Below are 25,167 nucleotides of genomic sequence, written 5' to 3'. Positions count from 1 at the left end.
TCGGCTTGACCGGAGGACATCGATATCCAGAGCAAGGCCCGCCATGTGCGGGCCTTTTTCATGTCGGATGATGACGGATATCCGTGTTGTACCTCCAAATCGGGAGAGGCGGTGCCGAAGGTGCAGGGCAGCCCTGCGCATTTTGCATCGCGGCGCGCTGACGGCCTTCCCAAGGGAGGTTGCGGCAGAACCGTTAATCCGTCGAATCAGCGATTGCTAAAAGCGAGCAACAACGCGATTATGTTACGATTCTGTGTCGGCGTGTCCCGGCACGAAGCGTGTGCGTTAACTCCCGCGGCAAGGTCCGCGACAGTCAGATGCCGTTTACTATCCGACTACGCCGCCTCCCAGGTCTGTAGTCGGCAAAGGGTTGAAAACAGACGTCACACACTCCACCTGACAGTGGAAAGAATGAGGACCCGATGCGCTCTTGAACGCTTCGGGTAACGGGCCCGGAAACGGGACGGAAAGGAAATGACATGACGAGCAAAACGTCTCCGGCAATCGAGAGCGCGACCTATCCGGTTCTGCCGCTGCGCGATATCGTGGTGTTCCCGCATATGATCGTGCCGCTCTTTGTTGGCCGTGAAAAGTCGATCCGTGCGCTGGAAGAAGTGATGGGTACCGACAAGCAGATCATGCTTGCCACCCAGATCAACGCCAGCGACGACGATCCGGAACCGGCTGCCATCTATCAGATCGGCACCATCGCCAATGTGCTGCAGCTGCTGAAGCTGCCCGACGGGACCGTCAAGGTTCTGGTCGAAGGCCGTGCGCGCGCCGAGATCGACGGCTATACCGGCCGTGAAGAATTCTATGAGGCCATGGCCCATCCGCTTTCCGAGCCGGAAGAAGACCCGGTTGAGATCGAGGCGCTCAGCCGTTCGGTCGTCTCGGAGTTCGAGAGCTATGTGAAGCTCAACAAGAAAATCTCTCCGGAAGTCGTCGGCGCTGCCAGCCAGATCGAAGACTATTCGAAGCTGGCCGACACCGTTGCCTCGCATCTGTCCATCAAGATCGTCGAAAAGCAGGAAATGCTGGAGACGACCAGCGTCAAGCTGCGCCTTGAAAAGGCGCTCGGCTTCATGGAAGGCGAGATTTCGGTTCTACAGGTCGAAAAGCGCATCCGCTCGCGCGTCAAGCGCCAGATGGAAAAGACTCAGCGCGAGTATTACCTGAACGAGCAGATGAAGGCGATCCAGAAGGAGCTCGGCGACGGCGAGGAAGGCCGCGACGAGATGGCCGAGCTGGAAGACCGCATCACCAAGACCAAGCTCTCCAAGGAAGCCCGTGAAAAGGCCGATGCGGAAGTCAAGAAGCTGCGCCAGATGAGCCCGATGTCGGCGGAAGCCACCGTCGTGCGCAACTATCTGGACTGGCTGCTGGGCATTCCGTGGTCGAAGAAGTCGAAGGTCAAGACCGATCTCAACCACGCAGAAAAAGTGTTGGAACTGGATCATTTCGGCCTCGACAAGGTCAAGGAACGGATCATCGAGTATCTGGCGGTCCAGGCACGTTCGCAAAAGATCAAGGGGCCGATCCTGTGCCTCGTCGGCCCTCCGGGCGTCGGCAAGACCTCGCTTGCCAAGTCGATCGCCAAGGCGACAGGCCGCGAATATATCCGCATGGCACTTGGCGGCGTTCGTGACGAAGCCGAAATCCGCGGTCACCGCCGTACCTATATCGGCTCGATGCCCGGCAAGGTCATCCAGTCGATGAAGAAGGCAAAGAAGTCCAACCCGCTCTTCCTGCTCGACGAGATCGACAAGATGGGCCAGGATTTCCGTGGCGATCCGTCGTCGGCTCTGCTTGAGGTGCTGGATCCGGAACAGAACTCGACGTTCATGGACCACTATCTGGAGGTCGAATATGACCTCTCGAACGTGATGTTCATCACGACGGCCAATACGCTCAACATCCCGGCGCCCTTGATGGACCGCATGGAAGTGATCCGTATTGCCGGCTACACGGAAGAAGAAAAGCTGGAAATTGCCAAGCGGCACCTGTTGCCGAAGGCCATTGCCGATCACGCGCTTCAGCCGAAGGAGTTCTCGATTACCGACGGTGCGTTGTCGGCGATCATCCAGACCTATACCCGCGAAGCCGGTGTGCGTAGCCTTGAGCGCGAGCTGATGAAGGTCGCCCGCAAGGCCGTCACCGAAATCCTGAAGGGCCGTACCGGCAAGGTCGAGGTGACTGCCGAGAATATCAACGACTATCTTGGTGTTCCGCGCTACCGCCACGGCGAAGCCGAGCGTACCGACCAGGTCGGTGTCGTCACCGGTCTTGCCTGGACGGAAGTCGGCGGCGAGCTTCTGACGATCGAAGGCGTCATGATGCCCGGCAAGGGCCGCATGACGGTGACCGGCAACCTGCGCGACGTGATGAAGGAATCGATTTCGGCTGCGGCATCATACGTCCGCTCGCGCGCGATCGACTTCGGCATCGAGCCGCCGCTGTTCGACAAGAGCGATATCCACGTGCACGTGCCGGAAGGCGCGACACCCAAGGACGGTCCGTCCGCCGGTGTGGCCATGGCGACCGCGATCGTGTCGATCATGACGGGTATTGCCGTCAACAAGGACGTGGCGATGACGGGTGAAATCACCCTGCGCGGCCGTGTGCTGCCGATCGGTGGCCTGAAGGAAAAGCTGCTCGCAGCGCTTCGCGGCGGCATCAAGAAGGTGCTGATCCCGGAAGAAAACGCCAAGGATCTGGCGGATATTCCAGACAACGTGAAGAACAATATGGAGATCATTCCGGTCTCGCATATTGGCGAGGTTCTGCAGCATGCGTTGCTGCGGGTGCCCGTCGCAATCGAGTGGGATCCGGCCAAGCAGGCCGTGCCGATCGCAGCTGCCGACCCGGTTGACGAGGCCGGAACGGCGATTGCTCACTAATCGCTTGACTTGAGCGCAAACTGGTGCCCTTCGCAGGTTGTGCACTGATTTGCAGCGGAAACAGTGGAAGACCGGCATTTTTGCCGGTCTTTTTTATGTAAAACCCTGCGCAAAGCCTTGCATTCCATGGGATTCGGAGCGATTGGGTTTGCCAAGGCGAGGGCGGCGCGTATGCTGCTCCCGGCTTGAAAATTGAGTCGTTTCGAACCAGTATTGAAAGGGGTGGAAACATGAACAAGAATGAGCTCGTGTCCGCAGTTGCCGAAAAGGCCGGACTCTCGAAGACAGATGCATCTTCTGCAGTTGACGCAATCTTCGACGTTATCCAGGCAGAACTGAAGAACGGCGGCGACGTTCGTCTCGTCGGCTTCGGCAATTTCTCGGTCAGCCGCCGCGAAGCATCCAAGGGCCGTAACCCGTCCACTGGCGCAGAAGTTGATATCCCAGCCCGCAACGTGCCGAAGTTCTCGGCCGGCAAGGGTCTCAAGGACGCCGTGAACTAAGTTTCATGTTTTGTCTGCAGCACCGTGGCGAAGACGCCAACGGTTCGAAAGCAGGTTGATTTGAGGCCCGGGTTTTCCCGGGCCTCTTTTCGTTTGCGGGCTTTGCCAGGCCGCGTTCTGGCCACCGAATTCTAATATGCACCGGCTGTCATGCGGGTGTTACACAGCGCGATCAAAACCCCCTGCGTATTCATTCACCAGGAGGGACATCCCGTGAAGACATTTTCGCTCACCGCAGCACTCGCTGCCGTGCTGGCTGCCTCAACCGCCTCGGCGGTCAGCGCAGAGCCCGTATTCAATCGCATCGCCTCCTTCGCCGTCGCCGGCAATCTGCCTGAAGGGGCGGATGCCAAGTCCGTCACCTCGGCTGAAATCATCGCCGCGAGCGAAGACGGCAACACGCTGATCTATTCCGACAGCCCGAACAAGGCGATCGGCATCATCGATATCACCGATGCCAAGGCCCCGAAGGCCGGTGGCTCCATCGCGTTCGACGGCGAGCCGACCTCGGTGACCATCGCCGCCGGCAGGGCGCTCGTCGCGATCAACACGCGCGAAAGCTTCGTCAAGCCATCCGGCATCCTGGCCCAGGTCGATATCGCCTCCAAGGCCGTCGATACGACCTGCGATCTCGGCGGTCAGCCGGACTCCATCGCCCTGAACAAGGACAAGACGATCGCCGCGATCGCGATCGAAAACGAGCGCGACGAGGACGTCAATGACGGTGACCTGCCGCAGCTGCCGGCAGGCAACCTCGTCATCCTGTCGCTCAAGGACGGCGTTGTCGATTGCGGCTCGATCAAGCACGTCACCCTGACCGGTCTTGCCGATGTCGCAGGCGATGATCCGGAGCCGGAATTCGTCGCCTTCAATGGCCAGGACGAGATCGCGCTGACGCTTCAGGAAAACAACTATATCGTCATCATCGATGGCAAGACCGGCACCGTGAAGAGCCATTTCTCCGCCGGTACCGTCAGCCTCGAAGGCATCGACACCAAGAAGGACGGCGCGCTGAAATTTACCGGCGAGCTGAAGGACGTCGCCCGCGAGCCGGATGCGGTGAAATGGCTGGACGACAATCGTCTCGTCGTTGCCAATGAAGGCGACTGGAAGGGCGGCGCGCGCGGCTTTACCATCTTCGACAAGACCGGCAAGGTTCTCTATGAGAACGGAGCGGCCTTCGAGCGCGAGATTGCCAAGATCGGTCACTATCCGGATGCCCGTAACAAGAAGGGCGTCGAGCCGGAAGGTCTGGAAGCCGCCAAGTTCGGCGAGGACAACCTGTTCTTCGTGCTGGCCGAGCGCGCATCCATCGTCGGCGTCTACAAGGATACCGGCGCTGAACCGCAGCTTCTGCAACTGCTGCCGTCCGGCATCGGTCCGGAAGGCGCCGTCGCCATTCCCGGCCGCAACCTGTTCGTGACCGCCAACGAAACCGACCTCGTCGAAGATGGCGGTGCCCGGTCGCACGTCATGATCTATGAGCGCGCGGAAGGCGAGGCCGCCTATCCGCAGATCGTCTCCACCGAAAAGGATGGCGAGCTGATCGGCTTCGGCGCCCTCTCGGGTCTGGCACCCGTCAAGGACCAGGCAGGCCATCTCTACGCGGTCAACGATTCGGTCTATGCGTCGCAGCCGACGATCTTCACGATCGATGCCACTGCAAAGCCAGCGAGGATCACCGACGCTCTGCGCATCACGCGTGCGGGTGCCGCAGCCCAGAAGCTCGACATCGAAGGCCTGGTGCCGGATGGTGAAGGCGGCTTCTGGCTGGCGTCCGAAGGCGATGCCGACAAGCTCTACAGCCACGCCATCATTCACGTGAACGAAAAGGGCGCAATCGAAAAAGAAATCGCCATCCCCGCCGAGCTGCGTGCCGGCGAGAAGCGTTTCGGCTTCGAGGGCATCACCAGCGTTGGCGAAGGCGATGACAAGGTTCTGTGGATGGCCGTGCAGCGCGAATGGGGCGACGACGAAAAGGGCTTTGTGAAGCTCGTTTCCTACAAGCCCTCCTCGAAGGAATGGGGCGCCGTGCGCTATCCGCTCGAAAAGACGGATGCGGGCTGGGTCGGCCTTTCCGAAATCACCGTCAGCGGCGAGCACGCCTATATCATCGAGCGCGACAACCTGATCGGCGATGCGGCCAAGCTGAAGAAGCTCTACCGCGTCGCACTCGCCGACCTGAAGCCGGCCAAGCTCGGCGGCGAACTGCCTGTGGTCAAGAAGGAAGAGGTCCGCGACCTCATTCCTGACCTGAAGTCAGCCACCAACGGTTACGTCGTTGACAAGGTCGAAGGCTTCACCATCGATGCCGCCGGAAACGGCTACATCGTCACCGACAATGACGGTGTCGATGGTTCCTCGGGCGAAACGCTGTTCTTCTCGATCGGTACGATGAACGCAATGTAATTGCGGCGGTACTGGTAACGGAAAAGGCCGGGATATGATGTCCCGGCCTTTTCTATCTGAACTTGTTGCAAGCAGAGAAAAACGCGCTACCCGGCGGACGTGCCGCTGTTTGCCTCGTTTTCCTTGCGCGTGCGGATTTCATCGGCCTTGGCCACCAGCCGGCTGACGATATCGTGCATCTGGTCGAGCTGCTGGTCGTCGAGCGCTGAAAAAATCTCCTCGATCAGCTGCTTGCGCGGATGTTCGGCGGCTTCCAGAACCACGCGGCCGACATCGGTGATCGACACGATCTTTGCCCGGCGGTCTTCCGGATCGGGCTTGCGCATCACCAGCTTGTCGCGCTCCAGCCCGTCGATGGCTTCCGTCACCGTGCGTGGCGCGAAATTCAGCGCACCGGCAATATCGGTCGATCGGCAGGGGCCGAGCTTGCTGAGGAAAAACAGGAACTTGCTGCGTGCCAAAGACACGCCTTCCTCCGTCATCGATTCGTTAATGAGGCGGTGAACGCGATGATAGAGCTCAAAGAGCTTGTCGGAGACTTCGAATGTGGATTTCATGATGTCTCATATGGATATTATGAGGTGCCATGTCAAATGACGGTATTGTTGACGGTGCCGTCAAGTCTAATTCGCCTGCCTTGCGTCGAGGTGCTGCACGTCCCCAATAATGTTGCTGGACCGAAAGGTCTGAATAGACCTTGGAGCAGGTGATCGGCGGCATTGACGCGGGGGCGGACGCCGGGCCATGGTCGGCCATGCCCTTTCGTTTCGTCCATACCGCCGACCTTCATCTCGATTCCCCCTTGCGCAGTCTTGCGCTGAAAAATCCGGAACTCGCCGATCTCGTGCGAGGCGCGACCCGGACGGCGCTGGCACGCATCGTCGACCTGTGTCTTGCGGAAAATGTCGATGCGCTGCTGATCGCCGGCGACCTCTATGACGGCTCGCAGACCTCGATGAACACGGCGCTCTATCTCTCCGGCGAATTGCGGCGTCTGGAAGCGGCCGGGATTGGGGTGTTCCTGATCCGCGGCAACCATGATTCGCAATCGGCGATGACGCGCGAGCTGACATTCCCCGCCAATGTCCATGTGTTTGCCGGCCGGGCGAAACCGGTTCTGGCCAAGGCGCTCGGCGATGGCCGCGGCGTCCATATCCACGGCATCAGCTTTGCCAACCCGCATGCGCCCGACAGTCTTTTGCCATCGTTCCATCCGCCGGTTGCCGATGCCGTCAATATCGGCATGCTGCATACCAGTCTGGCGGGGACACCGGGCCACGACCCCTATGCGCCCACCAGCGTGGCGGAACTTTCACGGCACGGGTTCGACTATTGGGCGCTCGGCCATGTGCACCTACGCCAGGTTCATGCGCAGGCGCCGCTAATCGTCATGCCCGGCATGCCGCAGGGGCGCGATATCAACGAGGCCGGGCCAAAGACGGTGACACTGGTCACCATTGACGACGATGGGACGTTCGTTCATCGCGAACATCCCATCGGACAGGCGGTGTTCGAGCGCTTGGCCATCGACCTTACCGGCGCGCAGGACTGGCGCCAGATGCTGGAAAAAGTGGGTGAAGCTCTGGCATCTCTGCGAAACGAGGCGGGCGCCGATCATCTGATTCTGAGAATTGCGCTGACCGGCACGACGCCGCTCGCCTGGAAACTCCGGCGCGATCCCGATTTTCTTCTGGCGGAAATCACCAATCTCGCCGCCGGCCTCAACGGCTGCTGGGTCGAGAAGATCGATATTGCCTGCCGGGGTGTTGAAACGGGCACGGCTTTGACCGGTCCGGATCCCGTGGAGGAACTGGCAGACCTGATCCGCACCGACGTGTTGGCCTCCCACGCCTTTCGCCTGGAAGCGGCCGCCCTGGTCGATGAGCTGTTGCTGCAGCTGCCGCGCGAATTGCGCGACAGTCTCGCCGGCGATGAGCAGGCGGCCGGGGTTCTCATGCAAGCCTTGGCGCTGGCCGGCAGCGATGATGTCCTGGCCTATCTGCATGGCGGTGATGCGGAGGCGGATCGCTGATGCGCCTCAATCGTCTCGATCTCATCCGCTATGGCAAATTCACCGGACGCAGCCTGGATTTTGGCGAGGCACGTCCCGGCCGGGCGGATTTCCACCTCGTCTATGGTCCGAACGAAGCGGGAAAATCGACGCTGTTTTCGGCTTTTCTCGATCTCTTGTTCGGTATCGAGCGGCTGAGCGGCTACGGCTTCCTGCACCCCTACGCGACGATGCGGGTGGGGGGCGTCATCGAGACTGGCGGCAAGGTGCATTCCGTCTCGCGCGTCAAGCGCAATCAGAACTCCCTTCTGGGGGCGGATGACCAGCCGCTGCCGGACAACCTGTTTTCCGCAGCCCTCGGCTCGATTGACCGGGCGACCTACCAGATGATGTTCTCGCTCGATGATGACAGCATCGAAAAGGGCGGCGAAAGCATCCTGAAGAGCGAGGGGGAGCTGGGCGCTCTCCTGTTTTCGGCAAGTTCCGGCCTGCCGGACAGCAGCGCCATCCTGTCCGGGTTGAAAGCGCAGGCGGATGCCTTCTACAAGCCGCAGGGACGCAAGCACAAGCTGGCGGAACTCAAGGCCGAATTGGATGTGCTAAAGGACGAAAAGGCGGCTATCGACATCAACGCGCGCGAGTTTTCAAGCTTGCGCAAGCTGCGCGACGCCGCTGCCGAGCGCCATCAGTCGGCGGAAACCGCACGGGCCGGGTTGCGTGTGTCCTTCGATCAGGCGCGCGACCGGATCGAGGCTTTGCCGCTTCTGGCGCGGTTGCGCGGCCTGCGCACCGAGCTTGCCGGTTTCGCCGACCTGCCGGAGCCACCGGCCGACTGGCATGCGCTGCTGCCGCAGTTGCAGCGCGAGGAAACCGCTATCGATGCCCGACTAGTGCAGCTGGATGCCGATATCGACCGCAGAGCCACCGAAATCGCCGCCATCGAGCGGGATGTGGTTGCGCTGGCGATTTCAGCCGATATCCGCGATCTCGACCATTCGGGCCTCGAAGCCCGCCACCGCACCGCTGCCAGCGATATGCCCAATCGGCTCGACGAGCGGGCCAAGATCGCTGCGGATATTGCCGTGCGCGTCGCCCGCCTTGGCCGGACTGCCGAGACCGAGGCGACCACCCTCATCCTGCCCGCTGCTTTGACCGGCCGGCTGCAGGATCTCGCCCAGAAGCATGCCGCCCTGAAGGAGCGCCTGGATGCGGCGCTGCGCGAAAAGACGCTGGCCGAGTCCGAGACCGCCGAGGCGTTGCGGATACAGGCGGCACTTGCCAGCGAAGGCTCCGCGCATACAGCCGATCCGGCGCCGCTTGCCGACAGGCTGCGTACCCTGCGCCAGAATGATTGCCTGTTGCGGCAGCAAACGGCAGATCGACAGATGGCTACGCTCAGCGACCTGATGGCCGACAAGCTTGCAACGCTGTCGCCGGCGAAGCTCGATGCGGACAGTGTGGCAGCGGTGTCCATTCCGGATGAGGCCGACATTGCCGAGTGGACGGCGCGGCGCACGGCGCTGACGGAACAGCTGAAACGGCTGGATGACAAGATTGCCGAGGAAACGGCGCTGACTGCCGCCGAAGAGGCCAAGCTGGAGGAACTGACGCGCACCGGCGGCTTTGCCGCCGATGATGCCGCCTTGACGTTGCGCGCGCAGCGCGACCAGGCCTGGCAGGCGCATGTGGCGCAACTGGACAGCGATAGTGCCAGTGCGTTCGAAACCGTGCTTAGGACAGATGACGCGGCGACGGCGCTGCGGCTGGCGCGCGCGCAGGACCTTGCACAGGCAAGAGGGCTTTCGCTCTCCATCGCGGAGCGCAACGGCAAGCTTTCTGTAATGCGCCAGCAGCATGAGGCAACGCTTGCAGCCATCGCCACCCTTCGCGCGGAGATTTCGGCCTCGGCCATCGATTGCGGCTTGCCTGCGGAGACCAAGCTCAACCAGCTGGTTTCATGGCTTGGGCGCAGGCTGGCTGCGCTGGAGGTTCGAAACCAGCTTCGATCGGCACAGCAGGATGCGCGGCTCGCTGCAGCCGATGAAACCAAGGCTCTGGAACGTCTGACGCAGACGCTGGCAGAGAGCGGCGTTTCGAACGGCGTGCCCGCGCGGCTGGAAGATGCCCTGGCCTTTGCCGAGCGCATCATCGAGACCTTGCAGGCGGCCCACCGGGCACATGCCACGGCTGCGGGAGCGGTGGAACGGGCGCAGACGCTTCTGCGCACGCGCACGGCCGCATGGTCGTCGGCCGATGCGGAGATGGCGCAGTGGACCGGACACTGGCAGGAGGCGATCGGCACGACGTGGCTGGCGGAGGCTGCAACGCCGTTGTCGCCGCAGGAAATAGCCCCCGTTTTGATCATCCTTCAGGATCTCGACAAGCTGATCCAGCGCAAGGCGGATCTCGATCATCGCATCGATGGCATGCGCAAGGACCAGCTCGCCTTTGCCGCGATGATCGACATGCTCACTGAGCGCCTTGCCATGACCGGCGCGGACGAGCCACTGCTTGCCGCGCAGACGATTCGCGACCGGCTGGCGGCTGGCGAACGGCAGGAAGCGCTGTTCCGGCGCCTTTCGGACGAGAACGATGCCCGCATCGCGGAACGGCGTGCACTCAGCGAGGCGCGCGAGCGCCATGATGCGCAAAAACGCGGTATGCTTGATCTCTTTGAAAGCAGCGCGCTGCTGGAGGTCGCAGCCCATCTGGAAACGGTGAAGGCGCGGCAGCGTCTGCGCGAGCGGATTGCCGAGGTCGAAGCCGATCTGGCAGCCCGCCTTGGCGTCGGCCGGGCCGAGGAAGCGGAAATGCTGTTGAGCGCCGTCGATGCCGACGGACTGCGCCTGGACGTAGCCTCGCTCCAATCCCGGCTTGAGCAAGCCGAGGGGGAGGGCGCCGAATTGCATGCCGAACGGCGCGATGCGGAAAAGGCGCTCGCCGCCATCGGCGGCAGCGATGCCGCAGCCCATATCGAGGAAAAGCGCCGCACTGTTCTGGCTGATATCGAGGAGCGGGCCACCGCCTATCTGCGGCTGCGCATGGGTATCCTTGCCGGGGAGACGGCACTTCGCCTGTATCGCGAGCGGCATCGCAGCGCCATGATGCGCCGGGCCTCGACAGCGTTCAGCATCATCAGCGGCGGCGATTACCAGGGGCTGGCGACGCAGGCCGAAAAGGGCGAGGAATTCCTGATCGCCAATGCCGCCGGCGGCGGATCGAAACTGGCGCGGGATCTCTCCAAGGGCACGCGGTTCCAGCTTTATCTGGCGCTGCGCATGGCCGGCTATCATGAGATCGCCGCCACCCGCGAATCGCTGCCCTTCATCGCCGACGACATCATGGAAACCTTCGATGATGGCCGCGCCGAACATGCCTTTTCCCTGATGGCCGATATGGCCGGGGTCGGACAGGTGATTTATCTCACCCACCACCAGCATCTCTGCGATATCGCGCGCAAGGCCTGCCCGGATGTGACCGTTCATACGCTGTGATCTCCGGGCCAGCCTGAGCCCGGTTCTTGACGGCGGGGGAGACATCCGGCTGCAACGCGCTATGGTGCCGTTATGACGGCCGCTCTGTTGGCGGCAGATATCAGGGAGAATTGCCATGGACATCAAGGCCTGTGGATCACGTCCATCCGTCCGCCCGCCTGCGGAATATTTTACCGGCACCGTGCGCCAGGACCCGATACATGACGCGCCGGAGCCCGCGCGGATACGGTGCGTCTCGGTCACCTTCGAGCCCGGCGCCCGCACGGCCTGGCACACCCATCCGCTTGGCCAGACCCTGATCGTCACCGCCGGCTGCGGCCTGGCACAGGTGTGGGGTGAACCGGCCGTTGAAATCAGGGCAGGGGATACCGTCTGGTTTCCGCCGGGCGAAAAGCACTGGCACGGCGCATCCAGCACGACATCGATGACCCATATCGCCATTCAGGAAGCGCTTGACGGCAAGGCGGTGGATTGGCTGGAACAGGTGAGCGAAGCGCAATACCAGGCGAAATAGCTGCCCCGCACCCGCCGGACAAGAAAACGGTGCATGATTCCTGCCGTTTCCTCGTTGCAATGGGTGGGGGAACATCGCTATCTGACGTTACGAGCATTCCGGCAAAGCGCGGTGCGGTTTTCTGTCCGGAAGAGCCTGAAACAAGAAGATCAAGGGTTTTCGCTGTTTGCGGACATGCGAAAATGGTCGTCCGCCCCGGAAGGTCTGGCCGGGGACTGCCGCGTAAGGGTTTTGCCGATGTATAATTTTCATGTTGGGCAGAAAGTCGTCTGCATCGACGACAAGTTCAAGAACGTCTCGATCGATCAGGGCATCCGCAAGGGGCAGATCTACACGATCCGCTGGGTCGGCCCTTACAAGCACTATATCGACGGCGAGTTCATCGGCGTGAAGCTGGCCGAGATCGACCGCGGCAATGATGACGGCCCGGAAGGCTACGGCGCAGCCGACATGCCCTATCGCGCCACGCGTTTCCGCCCGCTTTTGAAGGATCGTCTGTCGGCACTGAAAAATCTTCTCGCTCCCACACCAAAGGGCGAAAAGCCCTACGCGCCGGAGGCTCCGGAAGAGCCCAAGCGCAAGGCGCCGGTCCGCAAGAAGGAAGAGGTCTAACCGCGAGGGCTTATGCGTCATTGATGACGCGGCGGCCCCCGTGCACTCAACATCCCGTTAACTGGACCCCGTCACTGTCCGCCGGCGGGGTCAGCTGGGATCGCTGACCGTTTCCCGGCGCACAAGCCGCAAGGAGCGGTCGGGCTGGATGATATAGGTTTCCTCGGCCGGCTTGCCGTATTGGTCTTTCAACTGATGATGAACGACGCTGCCGACCGGCGCCTTTGTCAGTTTGGTTGCCGGTTGGCCGCCATAGGTGATGCTGCCGGGGATCGGGCTTATTTCCGGAATGGCGTTACAGGCGGCAAGGCCTGCGGCAAGCGTGGCCGCCAGAATGACTTTCCTCATATGCTATGTCCTTCACCCCGATCGCCAGTGCCGGTTCTCTTCCTTGAAGCCGGGTTGGCCGTTTTTGCTCGCAGACAGATGGCAACGGCCTTGTGCAATGACAAGAGCCTTCAATGCCGCTGTTTAAGGAAGCGTGCAAAAACCCTCAATATCGGGGTATGATTTCAACAATCACGTGAGGGATAAGTGGTGGGCGATGAGAGACTCGAACTCCCGACATCCTCGGTGTAAACGAGGCGCTCTACCAACTGAGCTAATCGCCCTTCGCGAAGCAGAAGCGTTGTCTGCCGCGTCGGTGGCCGTGATCTATGCGTATCGGCAGAAAACCGCAAGAGCGGAATGGAAGATTTTTTCGATTTTTTTTCCAAACTCCCGGCATCGCCGGATGCCGCCCGGCAAATCGGATGTGGAAAACCTTGGGGTCCGTGGCGGGAGGCAAAGGAGAGGGCGGATGGGGCAGAATATGGTGGAAGCGGAAGCACTTCCCCGGCATGCCGGAATTTTTCAAGGGCGCTTTTTCCAGCCTGTGGAAACAATTCGATGGCTGTCACGGATTTGTCTCCAAACCTGCTTGACACCCAAAGACGAACCTCGTAGTTAGCCGCTCATCGAAACGGCCTAGCCGGTTCGAGCGGATGCAAAAGCATCTGGACGACTTGAAATGAAATGCGCGGGTGTAGCTCAGTTGGTTAGAGTGCCGGCCTGTCACGCCGGAGGTCGCGGGTTCGAGCCCCGTCACTCGCGCCATTTCAAGAACAGCAGTTTATGCTGATGTCCGGACGGTTTGTAACATAATGCGCGGGTGTAGCTCAGTTGGTTAGAGTGCCGGCCTGTCACGCCGGAGGTCGCGGGTTCGAGCCCCGTCACTCGCGCCATTTTCCGCTAAGATTTCAAATGCAAGTGTGATTTGAAAGCCGGCAGGACCCTAGGTCCCAGCCGGTTCTTGCCGTTTTCCTCGGCCGCGCTCGCCCGTGTCAGATGCGGATGGCGCGCGTCTTGACGTAGATATGCGCCTCGATCGCCGCTGCAATCAGATCCTGGCGGGCGAGTTCCGGCGGCTGTTTGCCCCGGAAGGAATCGAGGCAGGTCATCACCGCCAGCTTGTAGCTCGGGCCACGTTTCTTCGGCCATCCGTTCAAAAGCAGATCGGCAGCCTCCAGCGAGCTGGAAATGGTGATCACGTCTTGGCGATCGTTCATCTCGAGTAAAACACTCTCGTGCCAAACAATATTATCCATGAAATATGCCCTCTATTAGAAACACATTACACAACCAAGCTTGCGTGAAGGTTGTGATTGTTCTTCAGGGTTGCAGATCGAACGGAAGACAGCCTTCGGTGTCGCGCTACCCGTGTTTGAATATTCGGGAAGGAGCGGGGTGGGGATGCCTCACCCATGCAAAAGCCGGATAGGGGCCATGCAGTCTTGTTGCAGCTCGAGTTTGCCGGCCGGGGGCGCCCGCGTCCTCGTCCTGCGCGCATCTGGCGTCAAGGTTTCAATCGATTTGACGAGGCGCGACCTTATGTCCCCGGCATTGCCGCATAGGGGTTTGCCGGTCAGCCCTGCATGCCCCGGCCGGGATTCCACGGCATTTGCGCCTGCCTGCCGGAGATGCTAGCTTTTGGCGTGTCTTCATTCCCGCCACACGAGGGGGTGAAAACCGTTCTGAAGGCTTGCACAGCGGCGCTGGCTGCGCTAACCACTCTGGCGTTGCAACATATTTTTCGGCCTGTGAGCCTTTGTTTTGCGCTTCTCCAGCGCGCCTCGCAGGCAGGGACGGATACAATGACAGACCTTCTCGGCTCCTACATTCCGATCGCGATTTTCATCGGCATTTCGCTGGTTATCGGGCTGGCGCTGCTGATTGCGCCGTTCGCCGTCGCCTACAAGGCGCCCGACGATGAAAAGCTTTCGGCCTATGAGTGCGGCTTCAACGCTTTCGACGATGCCCGCATGAAATTCGACATTCGATTCTACCTCGTGTCGATTCTCTTCATCATCTTCGACCTCGAAGTGGCGTTCCTGTTCCCCTGGGCGGTGTCGTTCAAGGATATGGGCTGGTTCGGCTTCTTCTCGATGATGTCGTTCCTCGGCGTGCTGACAATCGGCTTTATCTATGAATGGAAGAAGGGAGCGCTGGAATGGAACTGACATCCAGCACGACGCTCGTCGCGGCAAAGCCGAAGGGGATCGTCGATCCCGCAACCGGCCAGCTGATCGGCAGCAATGACAAATATTTCGGCGAGATCAACAATGAGCTCGCCGACAAGGGTTTTCTGGTCACCTCGACCGACGAGCTGATCAATTGGGCCCGCACCGGCTCGCTGATGTGGATGACCTTTGGCCTCGCCTGCTGCGCCGTGGAAATGATGCAGATGTCGATGCCGCGTTACGACGCCGAGCGTTTCGGCTTTGCACCGCGCGCCTCACCGCGCCAGTCCGACGTGATGATCGTCGCCGGTACGCTGACCAACAAGATGGCTCCGGCTCTGCGCAAGGTCTATGACCAGATGCCTGAGCCGCGCTACGTCATCTCGATGGGCTCCTGCGCCAATGGCGGCGGCTACTATCACTATTCCTACTCGGTGGTGCGCGGCTGTGACCGCGTCGTGCCGGTTGATATCTATGTGCCGGGCTGTCCTCCCACGGCAGAAGCGCTCCTTTACGGTGTGCTCCTGCTGCAGAAGAAGATCCGCCGCACAGGCACGATCGAACGGTAAGGGCAGGGGACTTGAACATGAGTGAAGCCCTGAACGGACTTGCGACCTATATCCGCGAAACGCGCGGCGCGCTGATTTCGGATGCCGTGATCAGCTATGGCGAGCTGACGCTGACATCGACGGCGGACAACCTGATTGCGCTCCTGACGTTCCTGCGTGATGACGCCCGCTGCGGCTTCATCAACTTTACGGATATTTGCGGCGTCGACTGGCCGCAGCGTCCCGAGCGTTTCGACGTCGTCTATCACATGCTGTCGCCGAAGCAGAACCTGCGCATCCGCGTCAAGGTCGCAACCGGCGAAGACCAGCCCGTGCCGTCGGCCTGCGCCGTCTATCCCGGCGCCGACTGGTTCGAGCGGGAAGCCTACGACATGTACGGCATCCTCTTCACTGGCCATCCGGACCTGCGCCGCATCCTGACCGACTATGGTTTCGAAGGCTATCCGCTGCGCAAGGACTTCCCGACAACCGGTTTCGTCGAGGTTCGCTACAATGACGAAGTCAAACGCGTCGTCTATGAGCCCGTCGAACTGAAACAGGAATTCCGCAATTTCGACTTCATGTCGCCCTGGGAAGGAACGGATTATGTTCTGCCGGGGGATGAAAAGGCGAAACAGAGTTGAACGAGCGAGTAGCGAATAGCGAATAGTTATCGAACAGAACAAAGGAGAGGCAGACGATAAACTCTTACAAGGAGCTCAAAGTCTGGCAATCGGCAATCGAACTCGCCGTCATTTGCTACGAGACGACCGGAGAGTTCCCTAAGGATGAGTTGTACGGTCTCACGTCTCAGATGCGCAGAGCAGCGGTTTCAATTGCTGCAAATATCGCTGAAGGTCACGGGCGTGAAAGTACGGGCAGCTTCGTTCAGTTTTTGAGGGTCTCTCAAGGGTCGTTGAAGGAGTTTGAGACACATTTGGTCATCGCACATCGTGTGGGTATCTTGCCCGCAGAGCAATTTCAAAAGCTGATCCGTCATTCAGATGAAATTGGAAAAATGATACGAGCTTTGATCAGACGTCTGCAGGAAAAATCATGAAGACATTGAACATGAACATTCGCTATTCGCTATTCGCTATTCCCTTCAAGCGCGGAGCGCGCCGGTCATGAACGAACATAACGTCCGGAATTTCAACATCAATTTCGGCCCGCAGCATCCTGCGGCGCACGGCGTGTTGCGGCTTGTGCTCGAACTCGACGGGGAAATCGTCGAGCGGGTCGATCCGCATATCGGGCTTCTGCATCGCGGCACTGAAAAGCTGATCGAGACCAAGACCTATCTGCAGGCCGTGCCCTATTTCGACCGTCTCGACTATGTCGCGCCGATGAACCAGGAGCATGCCTATGCGCTGGCCGTCGAGAAGTTGACGGCGACCGAGGTGCCGATCCGTGGCCAGTTGATCCGCGTGCTCTATTCGGAAATCGGCCGCATCCTGTCGCATCTTTTGAACGTCACGACGCAGGCCATGGACGTCGGCGCGCTGACGCCGCCGCTCTGGGGTTTTGAAGAGCGCGAAAAGCTGATGGTGTTTTACGAGCGGGCCTGTGGCGCGCGCATGCACTCGGCCTATTTCCGTCCGGGCGGCGTTCACCAGGACCTGCCGCATGAACTGGTCGAAGACATCGGCAAGTGGATCGATCCGTTCCTGAAGACCGTCGATGATATCGACGAGCTTCTGACCGGCAACCGCATCTTCAAGCAGCGCAATGTCGATATCGGCGTGGTCACGCTGGACGATGCCTGGGCCTGGGGCTTTTCCGGCGTCATGGTGCGTGGTTCGGGGGCAGCCTGGGACCTGCGCAAGTCGCAGCCCTATGAATGCTATGCCGACATGGATTTCGATATTCCGATCGGCAAGAACGGCGATTGCTTCGACCGGTATCTGATCCGCATGATCGAAATGCGGGAATCGGCCAAGATCATGCGCCAATGCGTCAATCGCCTCTTGGGCGACGCCAAGATCGGCCCGGTCTCCTCGCTCGACGGCAAGATCGTGCCGCCCAAGCGTGGCGAGATGAAGCGCTCGATGGAAGCCCTGATCCACCATTTCAAGCTCTATACCGAAGGCTATCATGTGCCCGAGGGTGAAGTTTATGCGGCTGTCGAAGCGCCGAAGGGCGAGTTCGGCGTCTACCTGATCTCCGACGGCACCAACAAGCCGTATCGCTGCAAGATCCGCGCGCCGGGCTACGCCCATCTCCAGGCCATGGATTATATCTGTCGCGGGCATCAGCTGGCGGACGTCTCCGCCATTCTGGGTTCGCTCGATATCGTGTTCGGCGAGGTGGATCGTTGATGCGCAGGATGGTCCTGACACTCTTGGCCCTGATGCTTGCTGGAGCGCCTGCCTTTGCGCAGGAAACCGCGCCGGCGGCAGGTGATCCCGCGATGAGCAATTCATCGGGCAGCGGCATGGGCCGGCTCTTGAGCCAGGGTTATGAGATCAGGGCCGCAGTGCCGAACGGCACGCGCTACATCGTATTTTTGCAAAAAGACCAGTCAGCCTATGCCTGCGAATTCGTCACCCTGACGACATCGCGGTGCGGTTCGATTAACTGATAAGGTGCGGGAAGAATGTCCGTTCGTCGACTAGCCGAAGAAAATGTCCAGCCAGCGGCCTTTGCTTTCAGCAAGGACAATGCCGCTTGGGCACAGGCCACCATCCAGAAATATCCGAAGGGCCGCGAGCAATCCGCTGTCATTCCGCTGTTGATGCGGGCGCAGGAGCAGGATGGCTGGGTCACCAAGGCGGCGATCGAAGGGATCGCCGACATGCTGGACATGCCCTATATCCGCGTGCTCGAAGTGGCGACATTCTATACCCAGTTTCAGCTGAAGCCGGTCGGCACGCGCGCCCATGTCCAGGTCTGCGGCACGACGCCTTGCATGCTGCGCGGTTCGGAAGAGCTGATCAGCCTGTGCAAGAAGCGCATTCATCCCAATCCGCTGACGCCGAACGAAGCCGGGACGCTGTCCTGGGAAGAGGTCGAGTGTCAGGGGACGTGCGTCAACGCACCCATGGTGATGATCTTCAAGGATACCTATGAGGATCTGACCGTTCCGCAGCTGGAATATATCATTGACAGTTTCGAGGCCGGCAAGGGCGCCGAGGTCAAGCCCGGCCCGCAAATCGACCGGATTTTCTCGGCGCCGGAAGGCGGCTTGACCACGCTGCTGACCGAAGTCAAGAAACCCGCTGCACCGCGTGCCGAACAGGCGAGCAACGGCGCGGCTGTCAGCACGCCACCGTCGAATGCCGGACGCGCCAAGACAGACGCACCGGAAACCGATCCGGCCTTGAAGACCCCTGTCACGGCAAAGTCCGAATCCGCTGCAAACGACAAGGTTGCGGGCGAGACCAAGGTTGAGGGCGGCGCGGACGCAAAGCCTGCTTCCGCCAGCGCAAAGCCGTCGCTCGAGGACAAGAACCGTCCGGCCGGCATCGCCAAGCCAGACGCTGTCGATGACCTGAAGCTGATTTCCGGCGTTGGCCCGAAGATCGAAGGCACGCTGCACGAACTCGGCATCTTCACCTTCGCGCAGGTCGCGGGCTGGAGTGGCGCGGAGCGCGATTGGGTGGACGGCTATCTGAATTTCAAGGGCCGCATCGACCGCGACGATTGGGTCAAGCAGGCTGAAGCGCTGGCCAAGGGCGGCGAAGCCGAATACATCAAAGTTTTCGGCAAGAAGCCGCGATAAGTTAGGTGAACCATGCTCGACGATAAAGATCGCATTTTTACCAATATCTACGGCATCCATGACAAGTCGCTCAAGGGCGCCATGGGCCGTGGCCACTGGGATGGCACCAAGCAGATCCTGGAAAAGGGCCGTGACTGGATCATCAACGAGATGAAGGCTTCCGGCCTTCGTGGGCGTGGCGGCGCCGGCTTCCCGACGGGCCTGAAATGGTCCTTCATGCCGAAGGAAAGCGACGGCCGGCCGCATTATCTCGTCGTCAATGCCGACGAATCCGAGCCCGGTACCTGCAAGGACCGCGACATCATGCGCCACGATCCGCATACGCTGATCGAAGGCTGCGTGATCGCGAGCTTCGCCATGGGCGCGCATGTCGCCTATATCTATGTGCGCGGCGAATATATCCGCGAACGCGAAGCGCTGCAGGCGGCGATCGACGAATGCTATGACGCCGGTCTTCTCGGCATCAACAACAAGCTTGGCTGGGACATGGACATCTATGTCCATCACGGCGCCGGCGCTTATATTTGCGGCGAGGAAACAGCGCTGCTGGAAAGCCTCGAAGGCAAGAAGGGCCAGCCGCGCCTGAAGCCGCCATTCCCGGCCAATATGGGCCTTTATGGCTGCCCGACGACGGTCAACAACGTCGAATCGATCGCCGTTGCCCCGACCATCCTGCGCCGTGGCGCGTCCTGGTTTTCGGCCATCGGCCGTCCGAACAATGTCGGCACCAAGCTGTTCATGGTGTCCGGCCATGTCAACAAGCCGTGCACGTTCGAAGACGCGATGGGCACGCCCTTCCGCGAGATGATCGAGCGCCATTGCGGCGGCATCCGCGGCGGCTGGGACAATCTTCTGGCCGTCATTCCCGGCGGTTCGTCCTGTCCGGTGGTGAAAGCCGAGGACATTATCGATGCACCGATGGATTTCGACGGCATGCGCGACGTCAAGTCGTCGTTCGGCACGGCTGCGATCATCGTCATGGATCGCTCCACCGACATCATCAAGGCCATCTGGCGTCTGGCTGCCTTCTACAAGCACGAGAGCTGCGGCCAGTGCACGCCATGCCGCGAAGGCACGGGCTGGATGATGCGTGTCATGGAGCGCATGGTCCAGGGCCGCGCCCAGAAGCGTGAAATCGACATGCTGTTCGATGTCACCAAGCAGGTCGAAGGCCACACCATCTGCGCGCTCGGCGATGCCGCTGCATGGCCGATCCAGGGCCTGATCCGCAATTTCCGTCCCGAGATGGAAGCGCGTATCGACGAATATACCCGCAATTCCTCATCGCATGGCGCGGTGCTGGCAGCGGCGGAGTAATCGGCATGGCTGGACCGGGAAACGAAACGGGCAAGGGCACGCAGACAGGATCTGCCGGATCCTCGGCCGTGCCTCCGGCCGGCAACGATCCGTTCGGCGTTGCCGAATGGTTGAAGGATATGCCCAAGGTTCCCCTGCATCCGCTGATGCAGCATCCGGCGGCAGCCATGGCAGCTGCAACGGCGATCGGTTTCGGCGTGACCAGCCAGATCGCCGGCTTCATGCTCGGCGCGATGCAGGGATTGGCGCAAACGGCGCAGAAGACCGGCATTGCCGCAGATGAAAACCAGGCCGGAACGGTTTCCCAGCCGGTGGAAACACCGGTCGCGGCCGTCAAGCCGCAGCCGGTCGTGAAATCGGCGGCGCCGGCAAAGGCTAAGGTCAAGGCTGTGGCCAAGGTCAAGGTTGCGGCAAAGACCCCGCCGGTCGCGGAAACGCCGGCGGTGGCAGAGCTGGTTGCTGTTGCGCCGGTCAAGGCCGAAAAGCCGAAGCGGCAGAAGGCCGCCCACGTTGCTGAAACGCAGGCGGATGATCTGAAGCGGATTTCCGGCATCGGACCGAAGCTGGAACAGGTTTTGAATGGAATGGGCGTGCGGCGTTATGCCGATGTCGCTTTGTGGAGCGATAAGGACGTGCAGCGTTTCGACGACGCGCTCGGTTTTGCCGGCCGCATCGCCCGCGACGGCTGGGTCGAGCAGGCAAAGGCCCTGATCAAGGGTTGAGATTTGAGTTTCGGGCGGGGCCGGTGGTGTTCGCTCAACAGGTTAGCGTGCCTTTATAATATCTGTTCGCCGCTTTGGCTGGCGAATGAACGACAGGATTGAGTGCGAAGATGGCAAAGCTGAAAGTCGACGGAAAAGAGATCGAGGTCCCGGATCATTTCACGCTGCTGCAGGCGTGCGAAGAGGCCGGCGCCGAGGTTCCGCGCTTCTGTTTCCACGAGCGGCTGTCGGTCGCCGGAAACTGCCGCATGTGTCTGATCGAGGTGAAGGGAGGGCCGCCGAAGCCGGCAGCCTCCTGCGCCATGGGCGTGCGCGACCTGCGCCCCGGCCCGAACGGCGAAGCGCCGGAAGTCTTCACGACCACGCCCATGGTCAAGAAGGCCCGCGAAGGCGTGATGGAATTCCTGTTGATCAACCATCCGCTGGATTGCCCGATCTGCGACCAGGGTGGCGAATGCGACCTGCAGGACCAGGCAATGGCGTTCGGCGTCGACTCGACCCGCTACAACGAGAACAAGCGCGCTGTCGAAGACAAGTATATTGGCCCGCTGGTCAAGACGGTGATGAACCGCTGCATTCACTGCACGCGCTGCGTCCGCTTCACCACGGAAGTCGCAGGCATTGCCGAACTCGGCCTGATCGGCCGTGGAGAGGACGCCGAGATCACCACCTATCTTGAGCAGGCGATGACGTCGGAACTTCAGGGCAATGTCGTCGATCTCTGCCCGGTCGGCGCTCTGACCTCCAAACCCTACGCCTTCAACGCCCGTCCTTGGGAACTCGGCAAGACCGAATCGATCGACGTCATGGACGCCGTCGGCTCGGCCATCCGCGTCGATACGCGCGGCCGCGAAGTCATGCGCGTCATGCCGCGCGTCAATGAAGAGATCAACGAAGAATGGATCTCCGACAAGACCCGCTTCATCTGGGATGGCCTGAAGACGCAGCGTCTCGACCGCCCCTATGTAAAGAAGGACGGCCGTTTGCAGCCTGCCAGCTGGAACGAAGCCTTCGCCGCCATCAAGTCGGCGGTTTCCAGAACCAGCGGTGAGAAGATTGGCGCGATTGCCGGCGATCTGGCCTCGGTCGAGGAAATGTTCGCGCTGAAGGCGCTGATCTCCTCGCTCGGCTCGGCCAATATCGATTGCCGCCAGGATGGCGCCGCCCTCGATCCGGCCTCCGGCCGCTCGAGCTACCTCTTCAACCCCACGATCCAGGGCATCGAAAGCGCCGACGCGCTGTTGATCATCGGCTCGAACCCGCGCTTTGAAGCCTCTGTCTTGAATGCCCGTATCCGCAAGCGGTTCCGGATGGCCAATTTCCCGATCGGCGTGATCGGCGAACAGGCCGAGCTGCGTTATAGCTACGACTATCTCGGCGCAGGCACAGATACGCTGTCCGAACTGGTGTCCGGCAAGGGCAAGTTCTTCAGCGTTCTGCAAAATGCCAAGCGCCCGATGATCATCATCGGTCAGGGCGCGATCTCCGGCGGCAACGGCGCGTCGGTTCTGGCGTCTGCCGCAAAGCTTGCGGGCGCCATCGGCGCCGTCACCGAAGACTGGAACGGTTTTGCAGTCCTCCACACTGCCGCCTCGCGCGTCGGTGGTCTCGATCTCGGCTTCGTGCCGGGTGAGGGGGGCAAGACTGCCGCTGAAATGTTGACCGGCACCGACGTGCTGTTCCTGCTCGGCGCCGATGAAATGGATTTCTCCGGCAAGACCGCCGGCTTCACCGTCTATATCGGCTCGCATGGCGACGAAGGTGCCCATGGTGCCGACGTCATCCTGCCGGGTGCGACCTATACCGAAAAGTCGGGTCTCTGGGTCAATACCGAAGGCCGCGTCCAGATGGGCAACCGGGCCGGTTTCGCGCCGGGCGATGCCCGCGAGGACTGGGCGATCATCCGGGCGCTGTCCGACGTGCTCGGCAAGAAGCTGCCGTTTGATTCGCTTGCAGAATTGCGCGGCAAGCTCTACGCGGCACACCCGCATTTCGCTGCGATCGACATGATCGAGACGGGTGTTAGCGGTGAAATTGCCGCACTTGCACAAAAAGCCGGTGAGATGGCCAAATCGGCGTTTGCGTCTCCGGTGAAAGACTTCTATTTGACGAACCCGATAGCACGCGCTTCCGCCGTCATGGCTGAATGTTCGGCTTTGGCACGCAACAACTTCAAAGCTGCGGCGGAATGAGCGCGAAGGAATAAGACGAAAATGGACGCTTTCATTTCGACCTATGTCTGGCCAACGGCCATCATGATCGGCCAGTCGCTGCTGCTTCTGGTCGCGCTTTTGATCTTTATCGCCTACATCCTTTTGGCTGACCGCAAGATCTGGGCAGCGGTGCAGATGCGCCGTGGACCGAATGTGGTAGGCCCGTGGGGACTTTTCCAGTCCTTCGCCGATCTTTTGAAGTTCGTCTTCAAGGAACCGGTCATTCCAGCCGGTTCGAACAAGGTTCTGTTTCTGCTCGCGCCGCTGGTTTCCGTGACCTTGGCGCTCGCAGCCTGGGCGGTTATCCCGCTCAATGCCAACTGGGTGATGGCCAATATCAACGTCGGCATCCTCTATGTCTTCGCCATTTCCTCGCTAGAGGTTTACGGCGTCATCATCGGCGGCTGGGCATCGAACTCGAAATATCCATTCCTCTCGGCACTGCGCTCGGCAGCCCAGATGGTGTCCTACGAAGTCTCGATCGGCTTCGTCATCGTGACCGTGCTGCTTTGCGCCGGTTCGCTGAATCTCACCGATATCGTCGATTCGCAGCGCGATGGTTTGGGCACGATGATGGGCCTGCCGGGTTCGTTCCTGGACTGGTACTGGCTGCCGCTGTTTCCGATGTTCATCATCTTCTTCATCTCGGCGCTGGCTGAAACCAACCGTCCGCCCTTCGATCTCGTCGAAGCGGAATCGGAACTGGTCGCCGGCTTCATGGTCGAGTATGGCTCGACCCCATACATGATGTTCATGCTCGGCGAATATGCCGCCATCTGCCTGATGTGCGCGCTGACGACGATCCTCTTCCTCGGCGGCTGGCTGCCTCCGGTCGATGTATGGTTCCTCAACTGGGTTCCGGGCATCATCTGGTTCATCCTGAAGTCTTCGATGGTGTTCTTCATGTTCGCCATGGTCAAAGCCTTCGTGCCGCGCTACCGCTACGACCAGCTGATGCGTCTCGGCTGGAAGGTCTTCCTTCCGCTGTCGCTCGCCATGGTCTTCATTGTTGCAGTCACGTTGAAACTGGTGGTGTGGGCCTGATGCCGATGTCCCGTTTCGCAAAATCAGCCGGCGCCTCCCAGGCCGGCATGTTTGGAGGTTGATGATGGCAAGTCTGTCGCAAGCCGTCAGTTCGCTGTTCCTCAAGGAATTCGTCAACGCGTTTTTCCTGTCGATGCGCTATTTCTTCGCGCCGAAGGCAACGCTGAACTATCCGTTTGAAAAAGGGCCGATCAGCCCGCGTTTCCGGGGTGAGCATGCGCTGCGCCGGTATCCGAATGGCGAGGAACGTTGCATCGCCTGCAAGCTGTGCGAGGCGATCTGTCCTGCCCAGGCGATCACCATCGAAGCCGGCCCGCGCCGCAACGACGGCACGCGCCGCACGGTCCGGTACGATATCGACATGGTGAAGTGCATCTATTGCGGTTTCTGCCAGGAAGCCTGTCCGGTGGACGCGATCGTCGAAGGTCCGAACTTCGAGTTCGCCACCGAGACGCGCGAAGAGCTCTACTACGACAAGGACCGGCTGCTTTCCAACGGCGACCGTTGGGAGCGCGAAATTGCCCGCAACATCGCAATGGACTCGCCGTACCGGTAAGACCTTGCGAAGGGGACTGCGCCGGCCGTTCAAGGCAGGCGTCACACTGATCTTGGGCGTGGCCGGCATGAACCGGTGCGCCAGTGGGAAGGATGGCATTTGGCC

General features: G+C 60.6%; 22 protein-coding genes and 3 tRNA genes. 21 read left to right on the top strand and 4 right to left on the bottom strand.

The genetic code is table 11. From position 1 onward, the window contains the following. The first annotated feature begins 479 nt into the window (after positions 1–479). From lon to PYR65_RS15365, 3 genes are all read left to right on the top strand, one after another. The gene (gene lon / locus PYR65_RS15375; protein WP_276118588.1) at positions 480–2,900 is read left to right on the top strand and encodes an endopeptidase La; all 2,421 of its coding nucleotides are present in this window, start codon (positions 480–482) and stop codon (positions 2,898–2,900) included. Positions 2,901–3,130: 230 nt separating this feature from the next. Continuing rightward, a complete protein-coding gene (hupB, locus tag PYR65_RS15370; protein ID WP_037107702.1) occupies positions 3,131–3,403 on the top strand; it encodes a DNA-binding protein HupB in 273 nt (90 codons plus the stop codon). Positions 3,404–3,616: 213 nt separating this feature from the next. After that, a complete protein-coding gene (locus tag PYR65_RS15365; RefSeq protein ID WP_276118587.1) occupies positions 3,617–5,812 on the top strand; it encodes an esterase-like activity of phytase family protein in 2,196 nt (731 codons plus the stop codon). A gap of 86 nt (positions 5,813–5,898) precedes the next feature. Here the strand turns inward: PYR65_RS15365 and PYR65_RS15360 are convergent, their stop codons facing one another. Then, entirely contained in the window at positions 5,899–6,369 is a 471-nt protein-coding gene (locus tag PYR65_RS15360; protein ID WP_060641229.1) for a MarR family winged helix-turn-helix transcriptional regulator, read from the bottom strand. A 197-nt stretch (positions 6,370–6,566) separates the two neighbouring features. On the opposite strand from PYR65_RS15360, the gene PYR65_RS15355 reads away from it, so the two are divergent. From PYR65_RS15355 to PYR65_RS15340, 4 genes are all read left to right on the top strand, one after another. Continuing rightward, positions 6,567–7,844 carry a metallophosphoesterase family protein gene (locus PYR65_RS15355; RefSeq protein WP_276121072.1) on the top strand — a complete coding sequence of 426 codons (1,278 nt, stop codon included), beginning with the start codon at positions 6,567–6,569 and terminating at the stop codon, positions 7,842–7,844. Beyond that, positions 7,844–11,317, top strand: a complete 3,474-nt coding sequence (locus tag PYR65_RS15350; RefSeq protein WP_276118586.1) for an ATP-binding protein — start codon at positions 7,844–7,846, stop codon at positions 11,315–11,317. Before PYR65_RS15355 ends, PYR65_RS15350 begins: the two co-directional genes overlap by 1 nt. Positions 11,318–11,432: 115 nt before the next feature. Further along, positions 11,433–11,831, top strand: a complete 399-nt coding sequence (locus PYR65_RS15345) for a (R)-mandelonitrile lyase (protein ID WP_276118585.1) — start codon at positions 11,433–11,435, stop codon at positions 11,829–11,831. Between the two features lie 237 nt (positions 11,832–12,068). Then, positions 12,069–12,443 carry a CAP-Gly domain-containing protein gene (locus tag PYR65_RS15340; RefSeq protein WP_060641226.1) on the top strand — a complete coding sequence of 125 codons (375 nt, stop codon included), beginning with the start codon at positions 12,069–12,071 and terminating at the stop codon, positions 12,441–12,443. A 90-nt stretch (positions 12,444–12,533) separates the two neighbouring features. Here PYR65_RS15340 and PYR65_RS15335 read toward each other — a convergent pair whose 3' ends face one another. Both PYR65_RS15335 and PYR65_RS15330 read right to left on the bottom strand, forming a co-directional pair. After that, positions 12,534–12,791 carry a lipoprotein gene (locus tag PYR65_RS15335; protein ID WP_060641225.1) on the bottom strand — a complete coding sequence of 86 codons (258 nt, stop codon included), beginning with the start codon at positions 12,789–12,791 and terminating at the stop codon, positions 12,534–12,536. A 187-nt stretch (positions 12,792–12,978) separates the two neighbouring features. After that, positions 12,979–13,054: transfer RNA gene (locus tag PYR65_RS15330), tRNA-Val, on the bottom strand. A 407-nt stretch (positions 13,055–13,461) separates the two neighbouring features. Here PYR65_RS15330 and PYR65_RS15325 point away from each other — a divergent pair. Next, a tRNA-Asp gene (locus tag PYR65_RS15325) sits at positions 13,462–13,538 on the top strand. 51 nt (positions 13,539–13,589) lie between these two features. Continuing rightward, positions 13,590–13,666: transfer RNA gene (locus tag PYR65_RS15320), tRNA-Asp, on the top strand. Positions 13,667–13,765: 99 nt separating this feature from the next. Here PYR65_RS15320 and PYR65_RS15315 read toward each other — a convergent pair. Next, on the bottom strand, positions 13,766–14,029 hold the full coding sequence (locus tag PYR65_RS15315; RefSeq protein ID WP_082546960.1) for a DUF982 domain-containing protein: 264 nt from the start codon (positions 14,027–14,029) through the stop codon (positions 13,766–13,768). Between the two features lie 546 nt (positions 14,030–14,575). Here PYR65_RS15315 and PYR65_RS15310 point away from each other — a divergent pair. The 12 genes from PYR65_RS15310 to nuoI all read left to right on the top strand — a co-directional run bounded on the left by PYR65_RS15310 (position 14,576) and on the right by nuoI (position 25,062). Then, positions 14,576–14,941 (top strand): NADH-quinone oxidoreductase subunit A, encoded by a 366-nt coding sequence (locus PYR65_RS15310; RefSeq protein ID WP_037107729.1) that lies wholly within the window; start codon positions 14,576–14,578, stop codon positions 14,939–14,941. Then, positions 14,932–15,510: a NuoB/complex I 20 kDa subunit family protein gene (locus tag PYR65_RS15305; protein WP_276118584.1), complete on the top strand. Its 579-nt coding sequence runs from the start codon at positions 14,932–14,934 to the stop codon at positions 15,508–15,510. The genes PYR65_RS15310 and PYR65_RS15305 overlap by 10 nt, the downstream gene beginning before the upstream one ends. A 17-nt stretch (positions 15,511–15,527) precedes the next feature. Further along, positions 15,528–16,133, top strand: coding sequence for an NADH-quinone oxidoreductase subunit C (locus tag PYR65_RS15300; RefSeq protein ID WP_276118583.1), 606 nt, complete (start codon positions 15,528–15,530; stop codon positions 16,131–16,133). 56 nt (positions 16,134–16,189) lie between these two features. Beyond that, positions 16,190–16,549, top strand: a complete 360-nt coding sequence (locus PYR65_RS15295; protein WP_276121071.1) for a four helix bundle protein — start codon at positions 16,190–16,192, stop codon at positions 16,547–16,549. Between the two features lie 67 nt (positions 16,550–16,616). Next, the gene (locus PYR65_RS15290) at positions 16,617–17,807 is read left to right on the top strand and encodes an NADH-quinone oxidoreductase subunit D (RefSeq protein ID WP_060641221.1); all 1,191 of its coding nucleotides are present in this window, start codon (positions 16,617–16,619) and stop codon (positions 17,805–17,807) included. Next, positions 17,807–18,070: a hypothetical protein gene (locus tag PYR65_RS15285; protein WP_276118582.1), complete on the top strand. Its 264-nt coding sequence runs from the start codon at positions 17,807–17,809 to the stop codon at positions 18,068–18,070. Before PYR65_RS15290 ends, PYR65_RS15285 begins: the two co-directional genes overlap by 1 nt. Positions 18,071–18,085: 15 nt before the next feature. Then, positions 18,086–19,210, top strand: coding sequence for an NADH-quinone oxidoreductase subunit E (locus tag PYR65_RS15280; RefSeq protein ID WP_276118581.1), 1,125 nt, complete (start codon positions 18,086–18,088; stop codon positions 19,208–19,210). A gap of 12 nt (positions 19,211–19,222) precedes the next feature. Then, on the top strand, positions 19,223–20,527 hold the full coding sequence (gene nuoF / locus PYR65_RS15275; RefSeq protein WP_060641218.1) for an NADH-quinone oxidoreductase subunit NuoF: 1,305 nt from the start codon (positions 19,223–19,225) through the stop codon (positions 20,525–20,527). Positions 20,528–20,532: 5 nt separating this feature from the next. Continuing rightward, on the top strand, positions 20,533–21,249 hold the full coding sequence (locus PYR65_RS15270; protein WP_276118580.1) for a hypothetical protein: 717 nt from the start codon (positions 20,533–20,535) through the stop codon (positions 21,247–21,249). Positions 21,250–21,359: 110 nt separating this feature from the next. Next, positions 21,360–23,441: an NADH-quinone oxidoreductase subunit NuoG gene (nuoG, locus tag PYR65_RS15265; protein ID WP_276118579.1), complete on the top strand. Its 2,082-nt coding sequence runs from the start codon at positions 21,360–21,362 to the stop codon at positions 23,439–23,441. 21 nt (positions 23,442–23,462) lie between these two features. After that, complete coding sequence (gene nuoH / locus PYR65_RS15260) at positions 23,463–24,506, top strand: NADH-quinone oxidoreductase subunit NuoH (protein ID WP_060641215.1); 1,044 nt, start codon at positions 23,463–23,465, stop codon at positions 24,504–24,506. Between the two features lie 64 nt (positions 24,507–24,570). Then, positions 24,571–25,062, top strand: a complete 492-nt coding sequence (nuoI, locus tag PYR65_RS15255) for an NADH-quinone oxidoreductase subunit NuoI (protein WP_060641214.1) — start codon at positions 24,571–24,573, stop codon at positions 25,060–25,062. The last annotated feature ends 105 nt before the right edge of the window (positions 25,063–25,167 follow it).

Origin of the sequence: Pararhizobium qamdonense, assembly GCF_029277445.1 — a bacterium.
In the GTDB taxonomy this organism is placed as follows: domain Bacteria; phylum Pseudomonadota; class Alphaproteobacteria; order Rhizobiales; family Rhizobiaceae; genus Pararhizobium; species Pararhizobium qamdonense.
This window is presented reverse-complemented; position numbering and strand designations above follow the sequence as displayed.

Bases quoted from the DNA above. Each gene is read 5' to 3' on its own strand.
- PYR65_RS15305 (WP_276118584.1), top strand. From the start codon at position 14,932: ATGGAACTGACATCCAGCACGACGCTCGTCGCGGCAAAGCCGAAGGGG.
- nuoF (WP_060641218.1), top strand. From the start codon at position 19,223: ATGCTCGACGATAAAGATCGCATTTTTACCAATATCTACGGCATCCAT.
- nuoH (WP_060641215.1), top strand. From the start codon at position 23,463: ATGGACGCTTTCATTTCGACCTATGTCTGGCCAACGGCCATCATGATC.
- PYR65_RS15300 (WP_276118583.1), top strand. From the start codon at position 15,528: ATGAGTGAAGCCCTGAACGGACTTGCGACCTATATCCGCGAAACGCGC.
- PYR65_RS15280 (WP_276118581.1), top strand. From the start codon at position 18,086: ATGTCCGTTCGTCGACTAGCCGAAGAAAATGTCCAGCCAGCGGCCTTT.
- lon (WP_276118588.1), top strand. From the start codon at position 480: ATGACGAGCAAAACGTCTCCGGCAATCGAGAGCGCGACCTATCCGGTT.
- nuoI (WP_060641214.1), top strand. From the start codon at position 24,571: ATGGCAAGTCTGTCGCAAGCCGTCAGTTCGCTGTTCCTCAAGGAATTC.
- PYR65_RS15340 (WP_060641226.1), top strand. From the start codon at position 12,069: ATGTATAATTTTCATGTTGGGCAGAAAGTCGTCTGCATCGACGACAAG.
- hupB (WP_037107702.1), top strand. From the start codon at position 3,131: ATGAACAAGAATGAGCTCGTGTCCGCAGTTGCCGAAAAGGCCGGACTC.
- PYR65_RS15310 (WP_037107729.1), top strand. From the start codon at position 14,576: ATGACAGACCTTCTCGGCTCCTACATTCCGATCGCGATTTTCATCGGC.
- PYR65_RS15290 (WP_060641221.1), top strand. From the start codon at position 16,617: ATGAACGAACATAACGTCCGGAATTTCAACATCAATTTCGGCCCGCAG.
- PYR65_RS15315 (WP_082546960.1), bottom strand. From the start codon at position 14,029: ATGGATAATATTGTTTGGCACGAGAGTGTTTTACTCGAGATGAACGAT.
- PYR65_RS15355 (WP_276121072.1), top strand. From the start codon at position 6,567: ATGCCCTTTCGTTTCGTCCATACCGCCGACCTTCATCTCGATTCCCCC.
- PYR65_RS15285 (WP_276118582.1), top strand. From the start codon at position 17,807: ATGCGCAGGATGGTCCTGACACTCTTGGCCCTGATGCTTGCTGGAGCG.
- PYR65_RS15360 (WP_060641229.1), bottom strand. From the start codon at position 6,369: ATGAAATCCACATTCGAAGTCTCCGACAAGCTCTTTGAGCTCTATCAT.
- PYR65_RS15345 (WP_276118585.1), top strand. From the start codon at position 11,433: ATGGACATCAAGGCCTGTGGATCACGTCCATCCGTCCGCCCGCCTGCG.
- PYR65_RS15270 (WP_276118580.1), top strand. From the start codon at position 20,533: ATGGCTGGACCGGGAAACGAAACGGGCAAGGGCACGCAGACAGGATCT.
- PYR65_RS15350 (WP_276118586.1), top strand. From the start codon at position 7,844: ATGCGCCTCAATCGTCTCGATCTCATCCGCTATGGCAAATTCACCGGA.
- nuoG (WP_276118579.1), top strand. From the start codon at position 21,360: ATGGCAAAGCTGAAAGTCGACGGAAAAGAGATCGAGGTCCCGGATCAT.
- PYR65_RS15335 (WP_060641225.1), bottom strand. From the start codon at position 12,791: ATGAGGAAAGTCATTCTGGCGGCCACGCTTGCCGCAGGCCTTGCCGCC.